General features: G+C 65.2%; 16 protein-coding genes and 1 pseudogene. 16 read left to right on the top strand and 1 reads right to left on the bottom strand.

Features of this window, described 5'->3' with window-relative positions:
• The first annotated feature begins 82 nt into the window (after nucleotides 1–82).
• From ACOIX3_RS30075 to ACOIX3_RS30020, 12 genes and pseudogenes are all read left to right on the top strand, one after another.
• Nucleotides 83–694, top strand: a complete 612-nt coding sequence (locus ACOIX3_RS30075; RefSeq protein WP_420965576.1) for a chromate transporter — start codon at nucleotides 83–85, stop codon at nucleotides 692–694.
• Entirely contained in the window at nucleotides 691–1,224 is a 534-nt protein-coding gene (locus ACOIX3_RS30070; RefSeq protein WP_420965575.1) for a chromate transporter, read from the top strand. Before ACOIX3_RS30075 ends, ACOIX3_RS30070 begins: the two co-directional genes overlap by 4 nt.
• A gap of 139 nt (nucleotides 1,225–1,363) precedes the next feature.
• Nucleotides 1,364–1,813 (top strand): annotated as a pseudogene (locus tag ACOIX3_RS30065) (tripartite tricarboxylate transporter TctB family protein); the annotation flags it as partial.
• Nucleotides 1,814–1,820: 7 nt separating this feature from the next.
• Nucleotides 1,821–3,335 (top strand): tripartite tricarboxylate transporter permease, encoded by a 1,515-nt coding sequence (locus tag ACOIX3_RS30060; protein WP_420965574.1) that lies wholly within the window; start codon nucleotides 1,821–1,823, stop codon nucleotides 3,333–3,335.
• 137 nt (nucleotides 3,336–3,472) lie between these two features.
• Entirely contained in the window at nucleotides 3,473–4,453 is a 981-nt protein-coding gene (locus ACOIX3_RS30055) for a tripartite tricarboxylate transporter substrate binding protein BugD (RefSeq protein ID WP_420965573.1), read from the top strand.
• A gap of 177 nt (nucleotides 4,454–4,630) precedes the next feature.
• Nucleotides 4,631–5,425 carry a thymidylate synthase gene (locus ACOIX3_RS30050; protein WP_420965572.1) on the top strand — a complete coding sequence of 265 codons (795 nt, stop codon included), beginning with the start codon at nucleotides 4,631–4,633 and terminating at the stop codon, nucleotides 5,423–5,425.
• Nucleotides 5,426–5,433: 8 nt separating this feature from the next.
• Nucleotides 5,434–5,919 carry a GNAT family N-acetyltransferase gene (locus ACOIX3_RS30045; protein ID WP_420965571.1) on the top strand — a complete coding sequence of 162 codons (486 nt, stop codon included), beginning with the start codon at nucleotides 5,434–5,436 and terminating at the stop codon, nucleotides 5,917–5,919.
• Nucleotides 5,919–6,431 carry a dihydrofolate reductase gene (locus ACOIX3_RS30040; RefSeq protein WP_420965570.1) on the top strand — a complete coding sequence of 171 codons (513 nt, stop codon included), beginning with the start codon at nucleotides 5,919–5,921 and terminating at the stop codon, nucleotides 6,429–6,431. Before ACOIX3_RS30045 ends, ACOIX3_RS30040 begins: the two co-directional genes overlap by 1 nt.
• Before the next feature lie 144 nt (nucleotides 6,432–6,575).
• Nucleotides 6,576–7,718, top strand: coding sequence for an FtsH protease activity modulator HflK (gene hflK / locus ACOIX3_RS30035; RefSeq protein ID WP_212310485.1), 1,143 nt, complete (start codon nucleotides 6,576–6,578; stop codon nucleotides 7,716–7,718).
• Complete coding sequence (hflC, locus tag ACOIX3_RS30030) at nucleotides 7,715–8,614, top strand: protease modulator HflC (protein ID WP_342727683.1); 900 nt, start codon at nucleotides 7,715–7,717, stop codon at nucleotides 8,612–8,614. Before hflK ends, hflC begins: the two co-directional genes overlap by 4 nt.
• Before the next feature lie 105 nt (nucleotides 8,615–8,719).
• Nucleotides 8,720–8,920, top strand: coding sequence for a DUF2065 domain-containing protein (locus ACOIX3_RS30025; protein ID WP_092115850.1), 201 nt, complete (start codon nucleotides 8,720–8,722; stop codon nucleotides 8,918–8,920).
• A gap of 186 nt (nucleotides 8,921–9,106) precedes the next feature.
• Nucleotides 9,107–10,603 carry a Do family serine endopeptidase gene (locus ACOIX3_RS30020; protein ID WP_420965568.1) on the top strand — a complete coding sequence of 499 codons (1,497 nt, stop codon included), beginning with the start codon at nucleotides 9,107–9,109 and terminating at the stop codon, nucleotides 10,601–10,603.
• A 107-nt stretch (nucleotides 10,604–10,710) separates the two neighbouring features.
• Here ACOIX3_RS30020 and serB read toward each other — a convergent pair whose 3' ends face one another.
• On the bottom strand, nucleotides 10,711–11,628 hold the full coding sequence (serB, locus tag ACOIX3_RS30015; protein WP_420965567.1) for a phosphoserine phosphatase SerB: 918 nt from the start codon (nucleotides 11,626–11,628) through the stop codon (nucleotides 10,711–10,713).
• Here serB and miaA point away from each other — a divergent pair.
• The 4 genes from miaA to ilvN all read left to right on the top strand — a co-directional run bounded on the left by miaA (nucleotide 11,627) and on the right by ilvN (nucleotide 16,360).
• Nucleotides 11,627–12,556, top strand: a complete 930-nt coding sequence (miaA, locus tag ACOIX3_RS30010) for a tRNA (adenosine(37)-N6)-dimethylallyltransferase MiaA (RefSeq protein WP_420965566.1) — start codon at nucleotides 11,627–11,629, stop codon at nucleotides 12,554–12,556. The two genes, serB and miaA, sit on opposite strands and share 2 nt — an antisense overlap.
• Before the next feature lie 462 nt (nucleotides 12,557–13,018).
• Nucleotides 13,019–14,794, top strand: coding sequence for an acetolactate synthase 3 large subunit (locus ACOIX3_RS30005; RefSeq protein ID WP_420965565.1), 1,776 nt, complete (start codon nucleotides 13,019–13,021; stop codon nucleotides 14,792–14,794).
• A gap of 14 nt (nucleotides 14,795–14,808) precedes the next feature.
• Complete coding sequence (locus ACOIX3_RS30000; protein ID WP_420965564.1) at nucleotides 14,809–15,795, top strand: threonine dehydratase; 987 nt, start codon at nucleotides 14,809–14,811, stop codon at nucleotides 15,793–15,795.
• A 22-nt stretch (nucleotides 15,796–15,817) separates the two neighbouring features.
• Complete coding sequence (gene ilvN / locus ACOIX3_RS29995) at nucleotides 15,818–16,360, top strand: acetolactate synthase small subunit (RefSeq protein ID WP_016841057.1); 543 nt, start codon at nucleotides 15,818–15,820, stop codon at nucleotides 16,358–16,360.
• Nucleotide 16,361: the final 1 nt, after the last annotated feature.

The following is a 16,361-nucleotide window of genomic DNA, read 5'->3' as shown; positions in this document are numbered from 1 at the left end:
GCCGATTTGGGTTGGCCGGCGTCTTGCCCAGGGGTCTTGGTCAGGTCTTGGCGCTGTCTTGGCGCCGTTCTAGATTTTGCCCATGCCCCCGGAATCCCCGCCGGTTGCCGCCCCGGCGCCGGATGCCTCCGCACCTTCTCCGCCCCTGCAGCCCGGCCTGCTCGAGCTGTTCCTGGCCTTTGCCAAGATGTCGCTGGCCGGCTTTGGCGGGGTCCTGGTCTGGGCCCGGCGGTCGATCGTCGAGCAGCACCGCTGGATGACGGCGGAGGAGTTCAACGAGACCTTCGCGCTGTGCCATTTCCTGCCAGGTCCGAACATCGTCAACCTGTCGGTCGTATTCGGCTCGCGCTTTCGCGGCATCGCCGGCGGGCTTGCGGCCTTCGCCGGGCTGGTCGGGCCGCCGATGGTGATCGCGACCATCCTTGCCGCGCTCTACGCCCGCTACGGCGATATCGACGTCCTGCGCCGGACACTCGCCGGCGTCGCCTGTGCCGCGGTCGGGCTGCTGTTCGCCGTCGTCCTCAAGATGATGATGCCGCTGTTGAAGCGGCGTGATGTCACCGGCCTCATCATTCTGGCGGCGGTTTTCGTCGCGATCGGTCTGATCCGATGGCCGCTCCAGATCGTGCTGCTGGTGGCGATCCCGCTCAGCATTGCGACCACGGTCCTGGCGCGACGCATGGTGAAGGCATGAGCTCGGAACCCAGCCCGATCGCAGCGCTGGTCTGGACCTTCGGCCTGATGTCGCTGTTTGCGGTCGGCGGGGCCAATTCGGCGATCCCCGAAATGCACCGCGCCGCCGTCGACGTGCAGCACTGGCTGACCGACAAGCAGTTCGCCGACGTGTTCGCGATCTCGCAGCTTTCGCCTGGACCGAACGTGCTGATCGTGACGCTGATAGGCTATTCTGTCGCAGGCGTCGCCGGGGCGTTGGCCGCGACGGTTGCGATGTGCGGACCGACCGCGTTGCTTGCCTATTATGTGAGCCGCTTCCTCGATCGCTCGCGCGACGCGCGCTGGCCGGCGATCATTCAGGCCGCATTGGTTCCGCTGTCGATCGGCTTGATGGCCGCCTCCGGCCTGATCGTGGCGCAGACATCAGACCAAAGTTGGATCGCGATCCTGATCACCATTGTCGCAGCCGCGCTTGCATTTGCGACACGGATCAATCCCTTATGGATGTTGCTTGCCGGAGGTCTCTTGGGTTTTGCTGGCGTTGTCTGACGAAAATCGCTAGCAAGGCTTTCGGTCAACGCACCACAAGCCATTCAATCACAACGGGCGGGACAGCCCTGACGGGGGAAGCGAAGTCATGAGCGATACGCCAAGCGAGGCGCCGGTCAAATCGATCTTGCCGAAATGGGTGCGCGGTCCGCAGGACTTTGTCGGCGGGCTTGTCATGATGGCGGTTGCCCTGTTTGCGTTGTGGGCTTCGAGCGATCTGCAGGGCATGCACGGATTCTCGTTTGGTGCCGGAACCGCGCCGCGCATGTTCGCCGTGCTGCTGCTGCTGCTCGGCGGCGCTGTCGCGCTGATGGGGCTCCTGAGCGACGGCCCCCATATCGCGGCCTATTCATGGCGCGGGCCGCTGTTCGTATCGGCAGCGATCGTGTTCTTTGCGGTGTCGATCCGGCCGCTTGGGCTCGTCGTCACGGCATTTGCCAGCTTCATGATCGCGGCACTCGGCTCGGAGGAGACGAAGTGGCTGGAGGCGACCATCGTCGGTGCCTGTCTGACGCTGGGCTGCGCATTGTTGTTTCCTTACGTGCTGGGACTTCCGATGCCGATGTTCCCGCGTTTCCTGATCCAGTGAGGGCGTGATGGAACTGTTTGCCAATCTCGCCCACGGTTTTGCCGTTGCGCTTTCGCCGATCAATCTTCTGATGTGCCTGATCGGCGCACTGGTCGGTACGCTGGTCGGCGTGCTGCCGGGCATCGGCACGATCGCCACCGTCGCCATGCTGCTGCCGATCACCTTCGGCCTGCCGCCGGTCGGCGCGTTGATCATGCTCGCCGGCATCTATTACGGTGCGCAATATGGCGGCTCGACCACCTCGATCCTGGTCAATATTCCGGGCGAGGCGACTTCCGTGGTCACCGCGCTCGACGGCCACCAGATGGCACGACAGGGCCGCGCCGGCCCGGCGCTCGCGATCGCCGCGATCGGCTCGTTCTTCGCCGGTTGCGTCGCGACCGTGCTGATCGCCGTGCTCGGCGCACCGCTGACCAAGCTCGCGCTGGCGTTCGGCCCGGCCGAATATTTCTCGCTGATGGTGCTCGGCCTGATCTTCGCGGTGGTGCTGGCCAAGGGCTCGGTGCTGAAGGCGATCGCGATGATCGTGTTCGGCCTGCTGCTGTCGATGGTCGGCTCCGATATCGAGACCGGCGCCTCGCGCATGGCCTTCAACATCCCCGAGCTTGCCGACGGCCTCGGCTTCGCGACAGTGGCGATGGGCGTGTTCGGCTTCGCGGAGATCATCCGCAATCTCGATGCCGGCGCCGAGATGAGCCGCGATCTGGTGCAGCAGAAGATCACCGGTCTGATGCCGACCAGGAAGGACCTGATTGATTCCGCGCCGGCAATCGTGCGCGGCACCATCCTGGGCTCGATCCTTGGCATCCTGCCGGGCGGCGGCGCCGTGATCGCGTCGTTTGCCGCGTATACGCTGGAGAAGAAGATTGCCAAGGATCCGTCGCGGTTCGGCCGCGGCGCGATCGAGGGCGTGGCGTCGCCGGAAAGCGCCAACAACGCCGCGGCGCAGACCTCGTTCATCCCGCTGCTCACGCTCGGCATCCCGCCGAATGCGGTGATGGCGTTGATGGTCGGTGCGATGACCATTCATGGCATCGTGCCGGGTCCGCAGGTGATGGTGAAGCAGCCAGACCTGGTCTGGGGCATGATCGCCTCGATGTGGATCGGCAATCTGATGCTGATCATCATCAACCTGCCGCTGGTCGGCATCTGGGTCCGTCTGCTGCGCGTGCCGTACCGGCTGATGTTCCCCTCGATCGTGATCTTCTGCGCGATCGGCATCTACTCGGTGAACAACGCGCCGGTCGACGTCGTGCTCGCAGGCGCGTTCGGTCTGGTCGGCTACTGGCTGATCAAGCACGATTTCGAGCCGGCACCGCTGCTGCTCGGCATGGTGCTCGGCCCGCTGATGGAAGAGAACCTGCGGCGTGCACTGCTGATCTCGCGCGGCGACTGGAGCGTGTTCCTGTCGCGGCCGCTGTCGGCGGTGCTGCTGGCGATCGCGGCGGGTCTGCTGGTGCTTGCCGTGCTGCCGACCTTGCGTGCGAAGCGCGACGAAGTGTTCGTGGAGTCCGAGGGCTGAGTATGCTCAGCCGGCCCTGCGTCCGCGCGCCGCAGGCGGAAGTCGAATCGACACTCGATGTCGTCTCATGAAATGAAAATGCCGGCCGATTTGGCCGGCATTTTTATTTGGTCAAAACGTTCCCGGGAGGAATTGAGATGATGTCCATTCGCTCGCTTGCGGGCGCATGCCTTTCGGCATTTGCCGCACTCGGCGCATTCGCCGCGCCGGCCTCCGCGCAAACCTATCCAACCCGCACCATCACCATGATCGTGCCGTTCGCAGCCGGCGGTCCGACCGATGTCATCTCGCGCATCGTCACCGCGCACATGGCGCAGACGCTCGGACAGAGCATCGTCATCGAGAACGTGGTCGGTGCCGGCGGAACCACGGCGACGACGCGTGCTGCCCGTGCCGCCAATGACGGCTACACGCTCGTCACCGGACATATGGGCACGCACGCGGCGTCCGTGCCGCTCTATCCGAAGCTCGCCTACCACCCGGAAAAGGATTTCGAGCCCGTCGCGCTGCTCGCGGGCACGCCGATCCTGATCCTTGCCCGCAAGGATTTCCCGCCGAAGGATCTGAAGGAATTCGTCGCCTACGTGAAGGCCAATGCCGAGAAGGTCAACGCGGCGCATGCCGGCATCGGTTCGGTCTCGCATGCCTCCTGCGAGCTGTTGAACTCGATCCTCGACGTCAAGCCGGTCGGCGTGCCGTTCAACGGCACCGGCCCTGCCATGAACGCGCTGGTCGCCGGCCAGGTCGATTACATGTGCGACCAGATCGTCAACGCGGTGCCGCAGATCAACGCCGGCACCATCAAGGCCTATGCGGTCGCCACCCCCGAGCGCAATCCGTCGCTGCCCAATGTCCCGACCACGGCAGAGGCAGGCCTGCCGGCGTTCCAGGCCCAGGCCTGGAACGCGATCTTTGCGCCGAAGGGAACTTCGCCCGCGATCATCGCCACGCTGAATGCCGCGGCCAACAAGGCGCTCGACGATGAGAACGTTCGCAAGCGCCTGCTCGATCTCGGCAGCGTGATCCCGGCGCCCGCCAACCGCTCGCCGGAGGCGCTCGCGACCCTCGTCAAAAGCGAGATCGCGAAGTGGACCCCGGTGCTCAAGCCGGCCAGTTAAGCCAAGGCGACCAAGCAGATAGGTGAGGGGCGGAACACCGGTTCCGCCCCTTGTCGTTTGGCACAAGGGTGCTCACTTTTCAGGGTATAATCGGTGCAATCCGCCGAATCGGCATGTCGGTTGGCAGCCTCGGCCGTTAAGTTCGCCGCTTCCCCCGAAGGGTCCGAAACCAACGCCATGAACCAGTATCACGACCTGCTCGAACGCATCCTCGCCGACGGTGCCGAGAAGCACGACCGCACCGGCACCGGCACGTTGTCGATCTTCGGCCACCAGATGCGCTTCAACCTCTCGGCCGGCTTTCCGATGCTGACCACCAAGCGGTTGCCGCTGAAGGCGATCGTGCACGAGCTGCTCTGGTTCCTCGCCGGCGACACCAACATCAAATATCTCAACGACAATGGCGTCACGATCTGGGACGAATGGGCCGACGCCAATGGCGATCTCGGCCCGGTTTACGGCTCGCAATGGCGCTCGTGGCCCGCGCCTGATGGCCGCAGCATCGACCAGATCACGAACGTGGTCGAGATGATCAAGCGCAATCCGGACTCGCGGCGGCTGATCGTCAGCGCCTGGAATCCGGCCGAGGTCGACAAGATGGCGCTGCCGCCGTGTCACTGCCTGTTCCAGTTCTATGTCGCGAACGGCAAACTGTCCTGCCAGCTCTATCAGCGCTCCGGCGACGTCTTCCTCGGCGTGCCCTTCAACATCGCCTCCTACGCGCTGCTGACCATGATGGTGGCGCAGGTGACGGGCCTCAAGCCCGGCGATTTCGTGCACTCGCTCGGCGACGCGCATCTCTACTCGAACCACCTCGAACAGGCGCGGCTGCAATTGACGCGGCCGACGCGGCCGTTGCCGACGATGGCGATCAATCCCGACGTGAAGGATATCTTCGCCTTCCGCTACGAGGACTTCAAACTCGAGGGTTACGACCCGCATCCGCACATCAAGGCTGAAGTCGCGGTCTGAGGGATTGCATGTCGCTGACCATCCGCCGTGCGCGGCCCGATGAGGCCGGACTGGTGTTCTCGCTGGTCCGCGAGCTCGCCGAATACGAAAAGCTCCTGCACGAAGTTCACGCCAGCGAGGCCGATATCGCCGACGCGCTGTTCGGCGCCAACCCGCGGCTCTATTGCGACATCGCCGAATGGAACGGCGAGCCGGCCGGCTTCGCCGTCTGGTTCGTCAACTTCTCGACCTTCGCCGGCCGCCACGGCATCTATCTCGAGGACCTGTTCGTGCGTCCGGCACTGCGCGGCAAGGGCATCGGCAAGGCGCTGCTGGTGCATCTGGCCAAGCAATGCCTCGCCAATGGCTGGTCGCGCCTGCAATGGGCAGTACTCGACTGGAACGCACCGTCGATCGCGTTCTACAAGTCGCTCGGCGCCGAGATGATGGACGAATGGACGATTTGCCGCGTCTCCGGCCCGGCGCTGTCGGCGCTCGCGGAAGGAACGCGCTGATGGAGATCGTGCTCGTTGTCGCGGTCGCCGAGAACGGCGTGATCGGAAATGCCAACGCAATCCCGTGGCGGCTGAAATCCGACCAGCAACGTTTCAAGGCGATCACGCTGAACAAGCCCGTCGTGATGGGACGCAAGACGTTCGAATCCCTGCGCAGGCCGCTGCCGGGTCGCACCAACATCGTGGTGACGCGCGATCCGAACTACCGCGCGCGCGGCGCCATCGTCACGTCGTCGTTCGAAAACGCCCGCGCAATTGCGCTTGGTGACGCGCTGCGGCGTTTCGCCACTGAAATTGCCGTCATCGGTGGCGCGGAGATCTATGCGCAATGGATGGGCACGGCCGACCGGCTGGAGATCACCGAGGTCCACGCCCGGCCGGACGGCGATACACGGTTCGACACAATCGTCGCGAAAGAGTGGGACGAGGTCGCGCGCGTGCGAAATCCGGCTGGTCCGGACGACAGCGCCGACTTCTCCTATGTGACATATCGTCGGCGCGGCCGGGGTTAACCAATGTTTGCATTGACAATTATGCCCCGGCGCATAGCTCGTCCGGCAAGGAAGCTTGCGTTGTAAGGGCCTGAGCGGTCCCCTATAACCGGGCCGGACATTCGAGGCCGGGCGTCCCGTCCGGACTTGTCGAGGAGACGTTTGATGCCGTGGAAAAATCAAGGCGGGGGGCCGTGGGGCTCGGGTCCGAAAGGGCCATGGGGCACAGGTCCGCAGTCGGCCGGGCCAAGGCCGCCGGATCTTGAGGATCTGCTGCGGCGCGGCCAGGACCGGCTGCAGCAGTGGCTGCCCGGCGGTCATTTCAGCGGCATGGGCATCGCGCTGGTGCTGGTCGCGGCGCTGGCGATCTGGTTCGCCACCGGGATCTTCCGCGTCCAGTCCGAAGAGCTCGGCGTCGTGCTGCGCTTTGGCAAATACGTCCGCGATGCGCAGCCGGGCCTGCGCTATCACCTGCCGTATCCGATCGAGACGGTGCTGCTGCCGAAGGCGCTGCGCGTCAACACGATCTCGATCGGCATGACCCTGATCGACGATCCCGCACGGCGCGGCCGCACCATGCGCGACGTGCCGGAAGAGAGCCTGATGCTGACCGGCGACGAGAACATCGTTGACGTCGATTTCACCGTGCTCTGGCGTATCAAGCCGGGCGGGGCCGGCGCCTATTTGTTCAACATCCAGAATCCCGAAGGCACCGTGAAGGCGGTCGCCGAAAGCGCGATGCGTGAGGTGATCGGCCGCTCGCAGATCCAGCCGATCCTGACCGGGGCGCGCAACGTCACCGAGCAGAACGTCCAGGAGCTGATGCAGAAGACGCTCGACAACTACAGCGCGGGCATCCAGATCACCCAGGTGCAGATGCAGAAGGTCGATCCGCCGGCGCAGGTGATCGACGCATTCCGCGACGTGCAAGCGGCGCGCTCCGACCTCGAGCGCAAACAGAACGAGGCGCAGACCTACGCCAACCGGATCGTGCCGGAAGCGCGTGGTCGGTCCGCGCAGATCCTGCAGGCCGCCGAGGGCTACAAGGAGCAGGCGGTCGCCGAGGCCAAGGGCCAGAGCGCACGCTTCCTGAAAGTCTATGATGAATACAAGAAGGCACCCGAAGTGACGCGCGAGCGCATCTATCTGGAGACCATGGAACGCGTGCTCGGCAGCTCCGAGAAGCTGGTCTATGACGGCGGCCAGGGCCAGAACATCGTGCCCTATCTTCCGCTCGGCGAACTGACGCCGCGGCGTCCGGCGGCAGCGCCGGCCACGACCGGCCAGCAGCAGGGAGCCACCCGATGAGGTCCCCTGTCACCGGCATTGTGTCCCTGATCGTCCTCTTCATCGTGCTGGCCGTCGGATACAGCTCGATGTTCACCGTGGCGCAGACCGAGCAGACCATCGTCCTGCGGTTCGGCGAACCGGTTGAGGTCGTCACCGATCCCGGCCTGCACTTCAAGGCGCCGTGGAATTCGGTGATCAACGTCGACAAGCGCATCCTCGATCTCGAAAACCCGTCGCAGGAGGTGATCGCCTCCGACCAGAAGCGGCTGGTGGTCGACGCCTTCGCGCGCTATCGCATCAAGAATGCGCTGCGCTACTACACCAGCGTCGGCTCGATCCAGGCCGCCAATCTGCAGCTGACCACGCTCTTGAACGCGGCGCTGCGCCGCGTGCTCGGCGAGGTCACCTTCATCACGGTGGTGCGTGACGAGCGCGAGAAGCTGATGGCACGGATTCGCGAGCAGCTCGACAAGGAGGCCGACGGCTACGGCATCGAGGTCGTCGACGTCCGGATCCGCCGCGCCGACCTGCCGGAGCAGAACAGCCAGGCGGTGTACGACCGGATGAAGTCCGAGCGTCAGCGCGAAGCGGCCGAGTTCCGCGCCCAGGGCGACCAGAAGGCGCAGGAGATCCGCTCCAAGGCCGACCGCGAAGCAACGGTGATTGTCGCCGAGGCGAACTCGACCGCGGAGCAAACCCGCGGTGCGGGCGATGCCGAGCGCAACCGCCTGTTCGCCGAGGCCTATGGCAAGGACAAGGACTTCTTCGCGTTCTATCGCTCGATGACGGCCTATGAGAATAGTCTGCGCTCCGGCGACACACGTTTCCTGTTGCGGCCGGACTCGGAATTCTTCAGATACTTCGGCAATGCGAACGGCAAGGGGCCTGAGGCGGCCGCCGCGCCGAAACAGTAACGTCACGACTGAACATCACGACTTGAATCAAGATTTGGCGGCGATGCGGATACCGCGTCGCCGCCACTCAACAACAATAAGCATCGAGCGGGAGGCTGCCATCCGATGAAGTCCATAGCGTTCGGCGACTTCCTCATCGGGTTGGGAATCCTGTTCGTGCTCGAAGGTATCCTGTTTGCGGCAAGCCCCGCCTGGATGCGCCGGGCGATGAAGAGCGCGCTGGCCACGCCCGACAACATCCTGCGCATCGTCGGCATCGGCTCGGCGGTTGCGGGACTGATCCTGATCTGGCTGGTGCGGCGCTGATCATTGCCTGTTCCACCGCGCAGATCGCGTCGGAATGAACATAATCGTGAGCCTCTCGCAGCCGGTTTTTCGCCGAAATGCCCGGGTGAGATGCTTGCGCCATATGCCCGTTCGGGCGCACTCTACGATCACGGGCGCATACTGCGACCAGCTAATTTGAACCCGTTTGCCTGGAGAAACTCCGACATGATCGCTGCCAGACCAGCCCTGAGCCGTCGCCTCCGCATGATGGGAGCTGCGATCTCGATCGGTGCTGCGAGCATGCTGAGCTCCGGGCCGGCGTCCGCGCGCGGCCCCGAGGGTATTGCCGACATCGCCGAGAAGGTGATCGACGCCGTCGTCAACATCTCGACGTCGCAGACGATCGAGGCCAAGGACCGGACGATGCCGCAGCTGCCGCCGGGCTCGCCGTTCGAGGAATTCTTCGACGACTTCTTCAAGAACCGCCGCGGCCCGCCCGGCAAGGGCGGCGACAAGAGCGGCGAGTTCCAGCCGCGCAAGACCAACTCGCTCGGGTCGGGCTTCATCGTCGACACTGCGGGGATCGTCGTCACCAACAACCACGTCATCGCGGACGCCGACGAGATCAACGTCATCCTCAACGACGGCACCAAGATCAAGGCCGAGCTGGTCGGCGTTGACAAGAAGACCGACCTCGCGGTCCTCAAGTTCAAGCCGCCGAAGCCGCTCACCGCGGTCAAGTTCGGCGACAGCGACAAGATCCGCCTCGGCGACTGGGTGGTCGCGATCGGCAACCCGTTCAGCCTCGGCGGCACGGTGACCGCGGGCATCGTCTCGGCCAAGAACCGCGACATTAGCCAGGGTCCGTACGACAGCTACATCCAGACCGACGCCGCCATCAACCGCGGCAATTCCGGCGGTCCGCTGTTCAACCTCGAAGGCGAGGTGATCGGCGTCAACACGCTGATCATCTCCCCGACCGGCGGCTCGATCGGTCTCGGTTTCGCCGTGCCGTCGAAGACGGTGGCCGGCGTCGTCGACCAGCTGCAGAAGTTCGGCGAATTGCGCCGCGGCTGGCTCGGCGTCCGCATTCAGCAGGTCACCGACGAGATCGCCGACAGCCTCAACATCAAGCCGGCGCGTGGCGCGCTGGTTGCCGGCGTCGACGACAAGGGCCCGGCCAAGCCGGCCGGCATCGAGCCGGGCGACGTCGTCGTCAAATTCGACGGCAAGGACGTCAAGGATCCGAAGGACCTGTCGCGCATCGTCGCCGACACCGCGGTCGGCAAGGAAGTCGACGTCGTCGTTATCCGCAAGGGCAACGAAGAGACCCGCAAGGTCACGCTCGGCCGGCTCGAGGACAACGACAAGGTTCAGCAGGCCAACGCCAAGCCCAAGGACGACACCGCCGAGAAGCCGGTGACCCAGAAGGCGCTCGGCCTTGACCTCGCGGCGCTGAGCAAGGACCTGCGCACCAAGTACAAGATCAAGGACAGCGTGAAGGGCGTCATCGTCACCGGCGTCGACAGCAACTCCGATGCTGCCGAGAAGCGTCTGTCGGCCGGCGACGTCATCGTCGAGGTGGCGCAGGAGGCGGTGTCCAGCGCCGCCGACATCAAGAAGCGTCTCGATCAGCTGAAGAAGGACGGCAAGAAGTCCGTGCTGCTGCTGGTCTCCAACGGCGACGGCGAACTGCGCTTCGTTGCGCTCGGGGTGCAGTAAGACTGTGGTCATTGCCGGGCTTGACCCGGCAATCCATGACCTGACGAAGCTTTGCGAAGTGAGATGGATGCCCGGGTCAAGCCCGGGCATGACGAGCGAGTGATCAGCTAGCTCTCGACGAACTCATCCCGCCGATAGCCCTGCGCATACAACAGCGCGGTGAGGTCGCCGTGATCGATCCGCGCCGCCGCGGCGGCTGCGACCGCGGGCTTGGCGTGATAGGCGACGCCGAGACCTGCGGCCTGGATCATGCCGAGATCGTTGGCGCCGTCGCCCGTGACCAGCGTGTCGATGTCGTCGAGGTCGAAGGATTCGGTCAACTCGACCAGCGTGGCGAGCTTGGTGGCGCGGCCGAGGATCGGCTCGACCACTTCGCCGGTCAACTTGCCGTCCGCGACCTGCAGCTGGTTGGCGCGGTTCTCCTGGAAGCCGATCTTCTCCGCGACCACCTTGGTGAACAGGGTGAAGCCGCCGGAGATCAGGCAGGTATAGGCGCCGTGTGCGCGCATGGTCATGACCAGCGCGCGGCCGCCCGGCGTTGGCGTGATGCGCTTCTCCAGCACCTCGTCGACGACGCCCACCGGCAAGCCCTTGAGCAGCGCCACGCGCTCGCGCAACGCCGATTCAAACTCGATCTCGCCGCGCATCGCGCGCTCGGTAATGGCTGCGACATGGGCCTTTAGCCCGGCGAAGTCGGCGAGCTCATCGATGCATTCCTGGCCGATCATGGTCGAATCCATGTCGGCCAGAAAAAGCTTCTTGCGCCGGCCGAGCCGAGGCTGCACGACAATGTCGATCGGCAGGTCGCCGCGGGCCTGGCGCAGCCGCTCCTCGATGGCCCTGATCTCGTCCCTGCCGGCGTCTCCGCTCGAATTTTGGCTCTCGAACGGAATGTCGACGGCGACCTCGTTGAACAGCCACTGCGCCGGGCCCGGTGAGGGCAGCACGGCCCGCGCACCGTCGACGATGGTGGAGTCGAGCGCGGGGCTTGCAGGATTGCAGATCAGCGTGGCAACGAGGGACATGCAGGCGCATTCAGGATTGTTGGACAAGGCAGTGCTTATCGCAGGGCCGACCGCCAGCGGCAAGTCGGCGCTGGCGCTCGAGCTTGCGCAGCGGACCGGCGGGGTCGTGATCAATACCGACTCCATGCAGGTCTATCGCGACCTCCGGATCATCACCGCGCGGCCGACCACCGCCGAGGAGGCACAGGTTCCGCACAGGCTCTATGGCCATGTCGACGCCGGCGTGAATTTCTCCGCGGGGGCCTGGGTGACCGACGCGGCAAAAGTGCTCGGCGAGACGCGTGACCAGGGACGGTTGCCGATCTTCATCGGTGGCTCCGGCCTGTATTTCAAGGCGCTGACGCGCGGGCTGTCGGCGGTGCCGCCGATCCCTCCTGACGTGCGCGACGGTGTGCGCGCAAGGCTGGAGCAGCACGGCGTGGAGGCGCTGCATGCCGAGCTTGCGGCACGCGATCCGGTGTCGGCCGAACGGCTGAAACCGCGCGATCGCACCCGCATCGCGCGGGCGCTCGAGGTCGTCGAGGCCACCGGCCGCCCGCTGCCGGACTGGCATCGCGATGGCCTGCCGCCGTTGCTGCCGCCGGGCCAATTCCACGCGCTGTTTCTGGCGCCGGAGCGCGAGCTTCTCTATGCGCGGATCGATGCGCGGTTTGGCGCAATGCTCGATACCGGTGCGCTCGATGAGGTCGCGGCGCTGGCCGCGCGCGGGCTTGATCCGCTGCTGCCGGCCATGAAGGCCCATGGCGTGCCGGCGCTGATCCGGCACCTCAAGGGGGAGATCAGCCGGGAGGAGGCCGCCGAAATCGGCCGGGCCGACACCCGCCACTACGCCAAGCGCCAGTTCACCTGGTTTCGCCACCAGCTGCCGGAATTCGAATGGGTTGAGCCGGAGGCGGCGAGGGGGTGGCTGCAGGAGCAAGTCCCGTAGCCCGGATGGAGCGGAGCGCAATCCGGGGACCTCGCCCCCGGAGACGCTGGTCCCGGATTTCGCTGCGCTTCATCCAGGCTACCGAAGCGCCTCCGGGCTCAAGAAGCGCCTCCGGGCACAACACGCCCGTCTGCCATGCGCGTTGCGCCGCGCAAAAACACTCGCCGAACGGCTGGAACCCCGTTACACTTCAAAAATCGCGAAACTGGCTGCCTTGCCTTGACATTCGGGCTTTGGCCGCTATGTTCGCGCAACCTTTGGGAAGACTGGGTCACCTCGTGCGCAACATTATTACCAAACTGCTTATCGCCGTCGTACCCAGGCACACCGCCGGGGATGGCTAGCGGCCATCCAAATTCGGGCGGTGTGCATGGGGCCTCTAGGGCCCCTTTTTATTGCCCGAAACAGAACTGACGAGAACTGACAAAAGCCGCGCAAAAACAAGCGCATCCGGAGCGAACCATGACCGACAAGAGCCACGATCCCAATCAGATGACCGGCGCCGCGATGATCGTGCGCGCGCTCATCGATCACGGCGTGCAGCATGTCTTCGGCTATCCCGGCGGCGCGGTGCTTCCGATCTACGACGAGATTTTCCAGCAGAGCGAAGTCGAGCACATCCTGGTCCGCCACGAGCAGGGCGCCGGCCATGCCGCCGAAGGCTATGCCCGCTCGACCGGCAAGCCCGGCGTGGTGCTGGTGACGTCGGGGCCCGGCGCCACCAACATGGTGACGCCGCTGACCGACGCGCTGATGGACTCGATCCCGCTGGTCTGCATCACCGGCCAGGTGCCGACCCACCTGATCGGCAATGACGCCTTCCAGGAATGCGACACGGTCGGCATCACGCGGCCCGCCACCAAGCACAACTGGCTGGTGCGCGACGTCAACGACCTCGCCAGGGTGCTGCACGAGGCCTTCTATGTCGCCACCACCGGCCGCCCCGGTCCGGTGCTGGTCGACGTGCCGAAGGACGTGCAGTTCGCCACCGGCACCTATCATCCGCCGCGCAAGTCGGACGTTCACATCTCCTACACGCCGCGCGTGAAGGGCGATGCGACCCAGATCCGCAAGGCGGTGGCGCTGCTCGCCAATGCCAAACGTCCGGTGATCTATTCCGGCGGCGGCGTGATCAATTCGGGTCCCGAGGCTTCCAAGCTGCTGCGTCAGTTGGTGGAGGCGACCGGCTTCCCGATCACCTCGACCCTGATGGGGCTCGGCGCCTATCCTGCGTCGGGGCCGAACTGGCTCGGCATGCTCGGCATGCACGGCACCTACGAGGCCAACATGACGATGCATGATTGCGACGTCATGCTGTGCGTCGGCGCGCGCTTCGACGACCGCATCACCGGCCGCGTCGATGCTTTCTCGCCGGGCTCGAAGAAGATCCACATCGACATCGACCCGTCCTCGATCAACAAGAACATCCGCGTCGACGTGCCGATCATCGGCGACGCCGGCAACGTGCTCGGCGACCTGCTGCAGGTGTTCAAGGCGGAGGCCAAGAAGCCCGACATCAAGGCGTGGTGGCAGCAGATCGCGCAATGGCGCGCGCGCAACTCGCTGTCCTACCGCAAGAACAACGATATCATCCTGCCGCAATACGCGATCCAGCGCCTGTTCGAGCTGACCCGCGGCAAGGACACCTACATCACGACCGAAGTCGGTCAGCATCAGATGTGGGCCGCGCAGTTCTTCGGCTTCGAGGAGCCGCACCGCTGGATGACATCGGGCGGTCTCGGCACCATGGGCTACGGCCTGCCGGCCGCGGTCGGCGTGCAGGTGGCGCATCCGGACAGCCTGGTGATCGACATCGCCGGCGACGCCTCGGTGCAGATGACGATCCAGGAGATGTCGACGGCGGTTCAGTTCGAGCTGCCGATCAAGATATTCATCCTGAACAACCAGTACATGGGCATGGTGCGGCAGTGGCAGCAGCTGCTGCACGGCAACCGCCTGTCGCATTCATACTCCGAGGCGCTGCCGGACTTCGTCAAGCTCGCCGAAGCCTATGGCGGCGTCGGCCTGCGGGCGACCAAGCCGTCCGATCTCGACGGCGCGATCAAGGAGATGATCTCGATCAAGCGCCCGGTGCTGTTCGACTGCCGCGTCGCGGCGCTGGAGAACTGCTTCCCGATGATCCCGTCGGGCAAGGCACATAACGAGATGCTGCTGCCGGAAGAAGCGACCGATGAGGCCACCGCGAAGGCCTTCGCCGGCGGCAAGGCGCTGGTGTGAGGTGAGGGTGGATCATGTTTGATCTCAGCGAGCTCGAGCGCGCGCACAGGATCGTCGGCACCGCGGTGCCGGTGACGCCGGCGTATGCCTGGCCGTTACTGGCCGAGCGGCTCGGCACCGAGGTCGTGGTCAAGCATGAGAACCACACGCCGATCGGCGCCTTCAAGGTGCGCGGCGGCCTGGTCTATCTCGAGCGGCTGAAGCGCGAGCGGCCCGATGTGCCCGGAATCATCTCGGCGACGCGCGGCAATCACGGCCAGAGCCTGGCGTTTGCCGCGAGCCGCCACGGCGTGCCCGCGGTGATCTATGTGCCGCGCGGCAACTCGGTCGAGAAGAACCGCGCCATGCACGCGTTTGGTGCCGAGCTCGTCGAGCACGGCGAGGACTTCCAGGCCGCGCGGGAAGAGGCCGAGCGCCGTGCCCAGTTCGCCGGCCTGCACATGGTGCCGTCGTTCCACCCGGACCTGGTGCTGGGTGTCGCGACCTACGCGCTCGAACTGTTTCGTGCGGCGCCCGATCTCGACATTCTCTATGTGCCGATCGGGCAGGGCTCCGGCATCTCCGGCTGCATCATGGCGCGCGACCTGCTCGGCTCGAAGACCGAGATCGTCGGCGTGCAGTCGACCGAGGCCCCGTCCTATGCGCTGTCGTTCGCGACCGGAAAGATCGTGACCACCGAGACCAGCAACACGCTTGCCGACGGCATGGCGACGCGGATTCCGGACGCGGATGCATTCGCCCTGATCCGCAAGGGCGCCTCGCGCATCGTGCAGGTCACCGACGACGAGGTCGGGCAGGCGATCCGTGCCTACTGGACCGACACCCACAATCTCGCCGAGGGCGCCGGCGCTGCGGCGCTCGCGGCCGCGCTGCAGGAAAAGAGCAGGCTCGCCGGCAAGCGGGTCGGCCTGATCCTGAGCGGCGGCAATATCGATTTCGATTTGTTCCGGACCTGGATCGGGACGGATGCTGCGCCGGCTGCCCAGCGGGCGGTGGCGTGAAAAGAATGCAAGGGGACGACCAATGAACCAGCCCGCCTCCGCCTACTTCCTCGAAGAGCGTCACGATCCGAACGAGACGCACACGCTGTCCGTTCTCGTGCAGAACGAGCCCGGCGTGCTCGCGCGCGTGATCGGGCTGTTCTCCGGCCGCGGCTACAACATCGAGAGTCTCACGGTTTCGGAAACCGAGAGCCAGAAACACCTCTCGCGGATCACCATCGTCACCACGGGAACGCCGATGGTGATCCAGCAGATCAAGCATCAGCTCGACCGTATGATCCCGGTCTACCGCGTCGTCGACATGACGCTGACCGGCAGCTCGATCGAGCGCGAGCTTGCGATGGTCAAGGTGAGGGGCGGTGGCGATCACCGCGTCGAGGCGCTGCGGCTGGCCGATGCGTTCCGCGCCCGGGTGATCGATGCCACGACCGAGAGCTTCGTGTTCGAGATCACGGGCAACTCGTCCAAGATCAGTCAGTTCATCGACCTGATGCGCCCGCTGGGCCTGGTCGAGGTGTCACGAACCGGGGTGGCCGCGATCACGCGTGGGCCGGAAGGGATGTGAA

The organism is Bradyrhizobium sp. B120 (genome assembly GCF_049075665.1).
GTDB lineage: Bacteria > Pseudomonadota > Alphaproteobacteria > Rhizobiales > Xanthobacteraceae > Bradyrhizobium.
The sequence above is the reverse complement of the archived record's forward strand: the minus strand, read 5'-3'. Positions and strand labels throughout refer to the sequence as shown.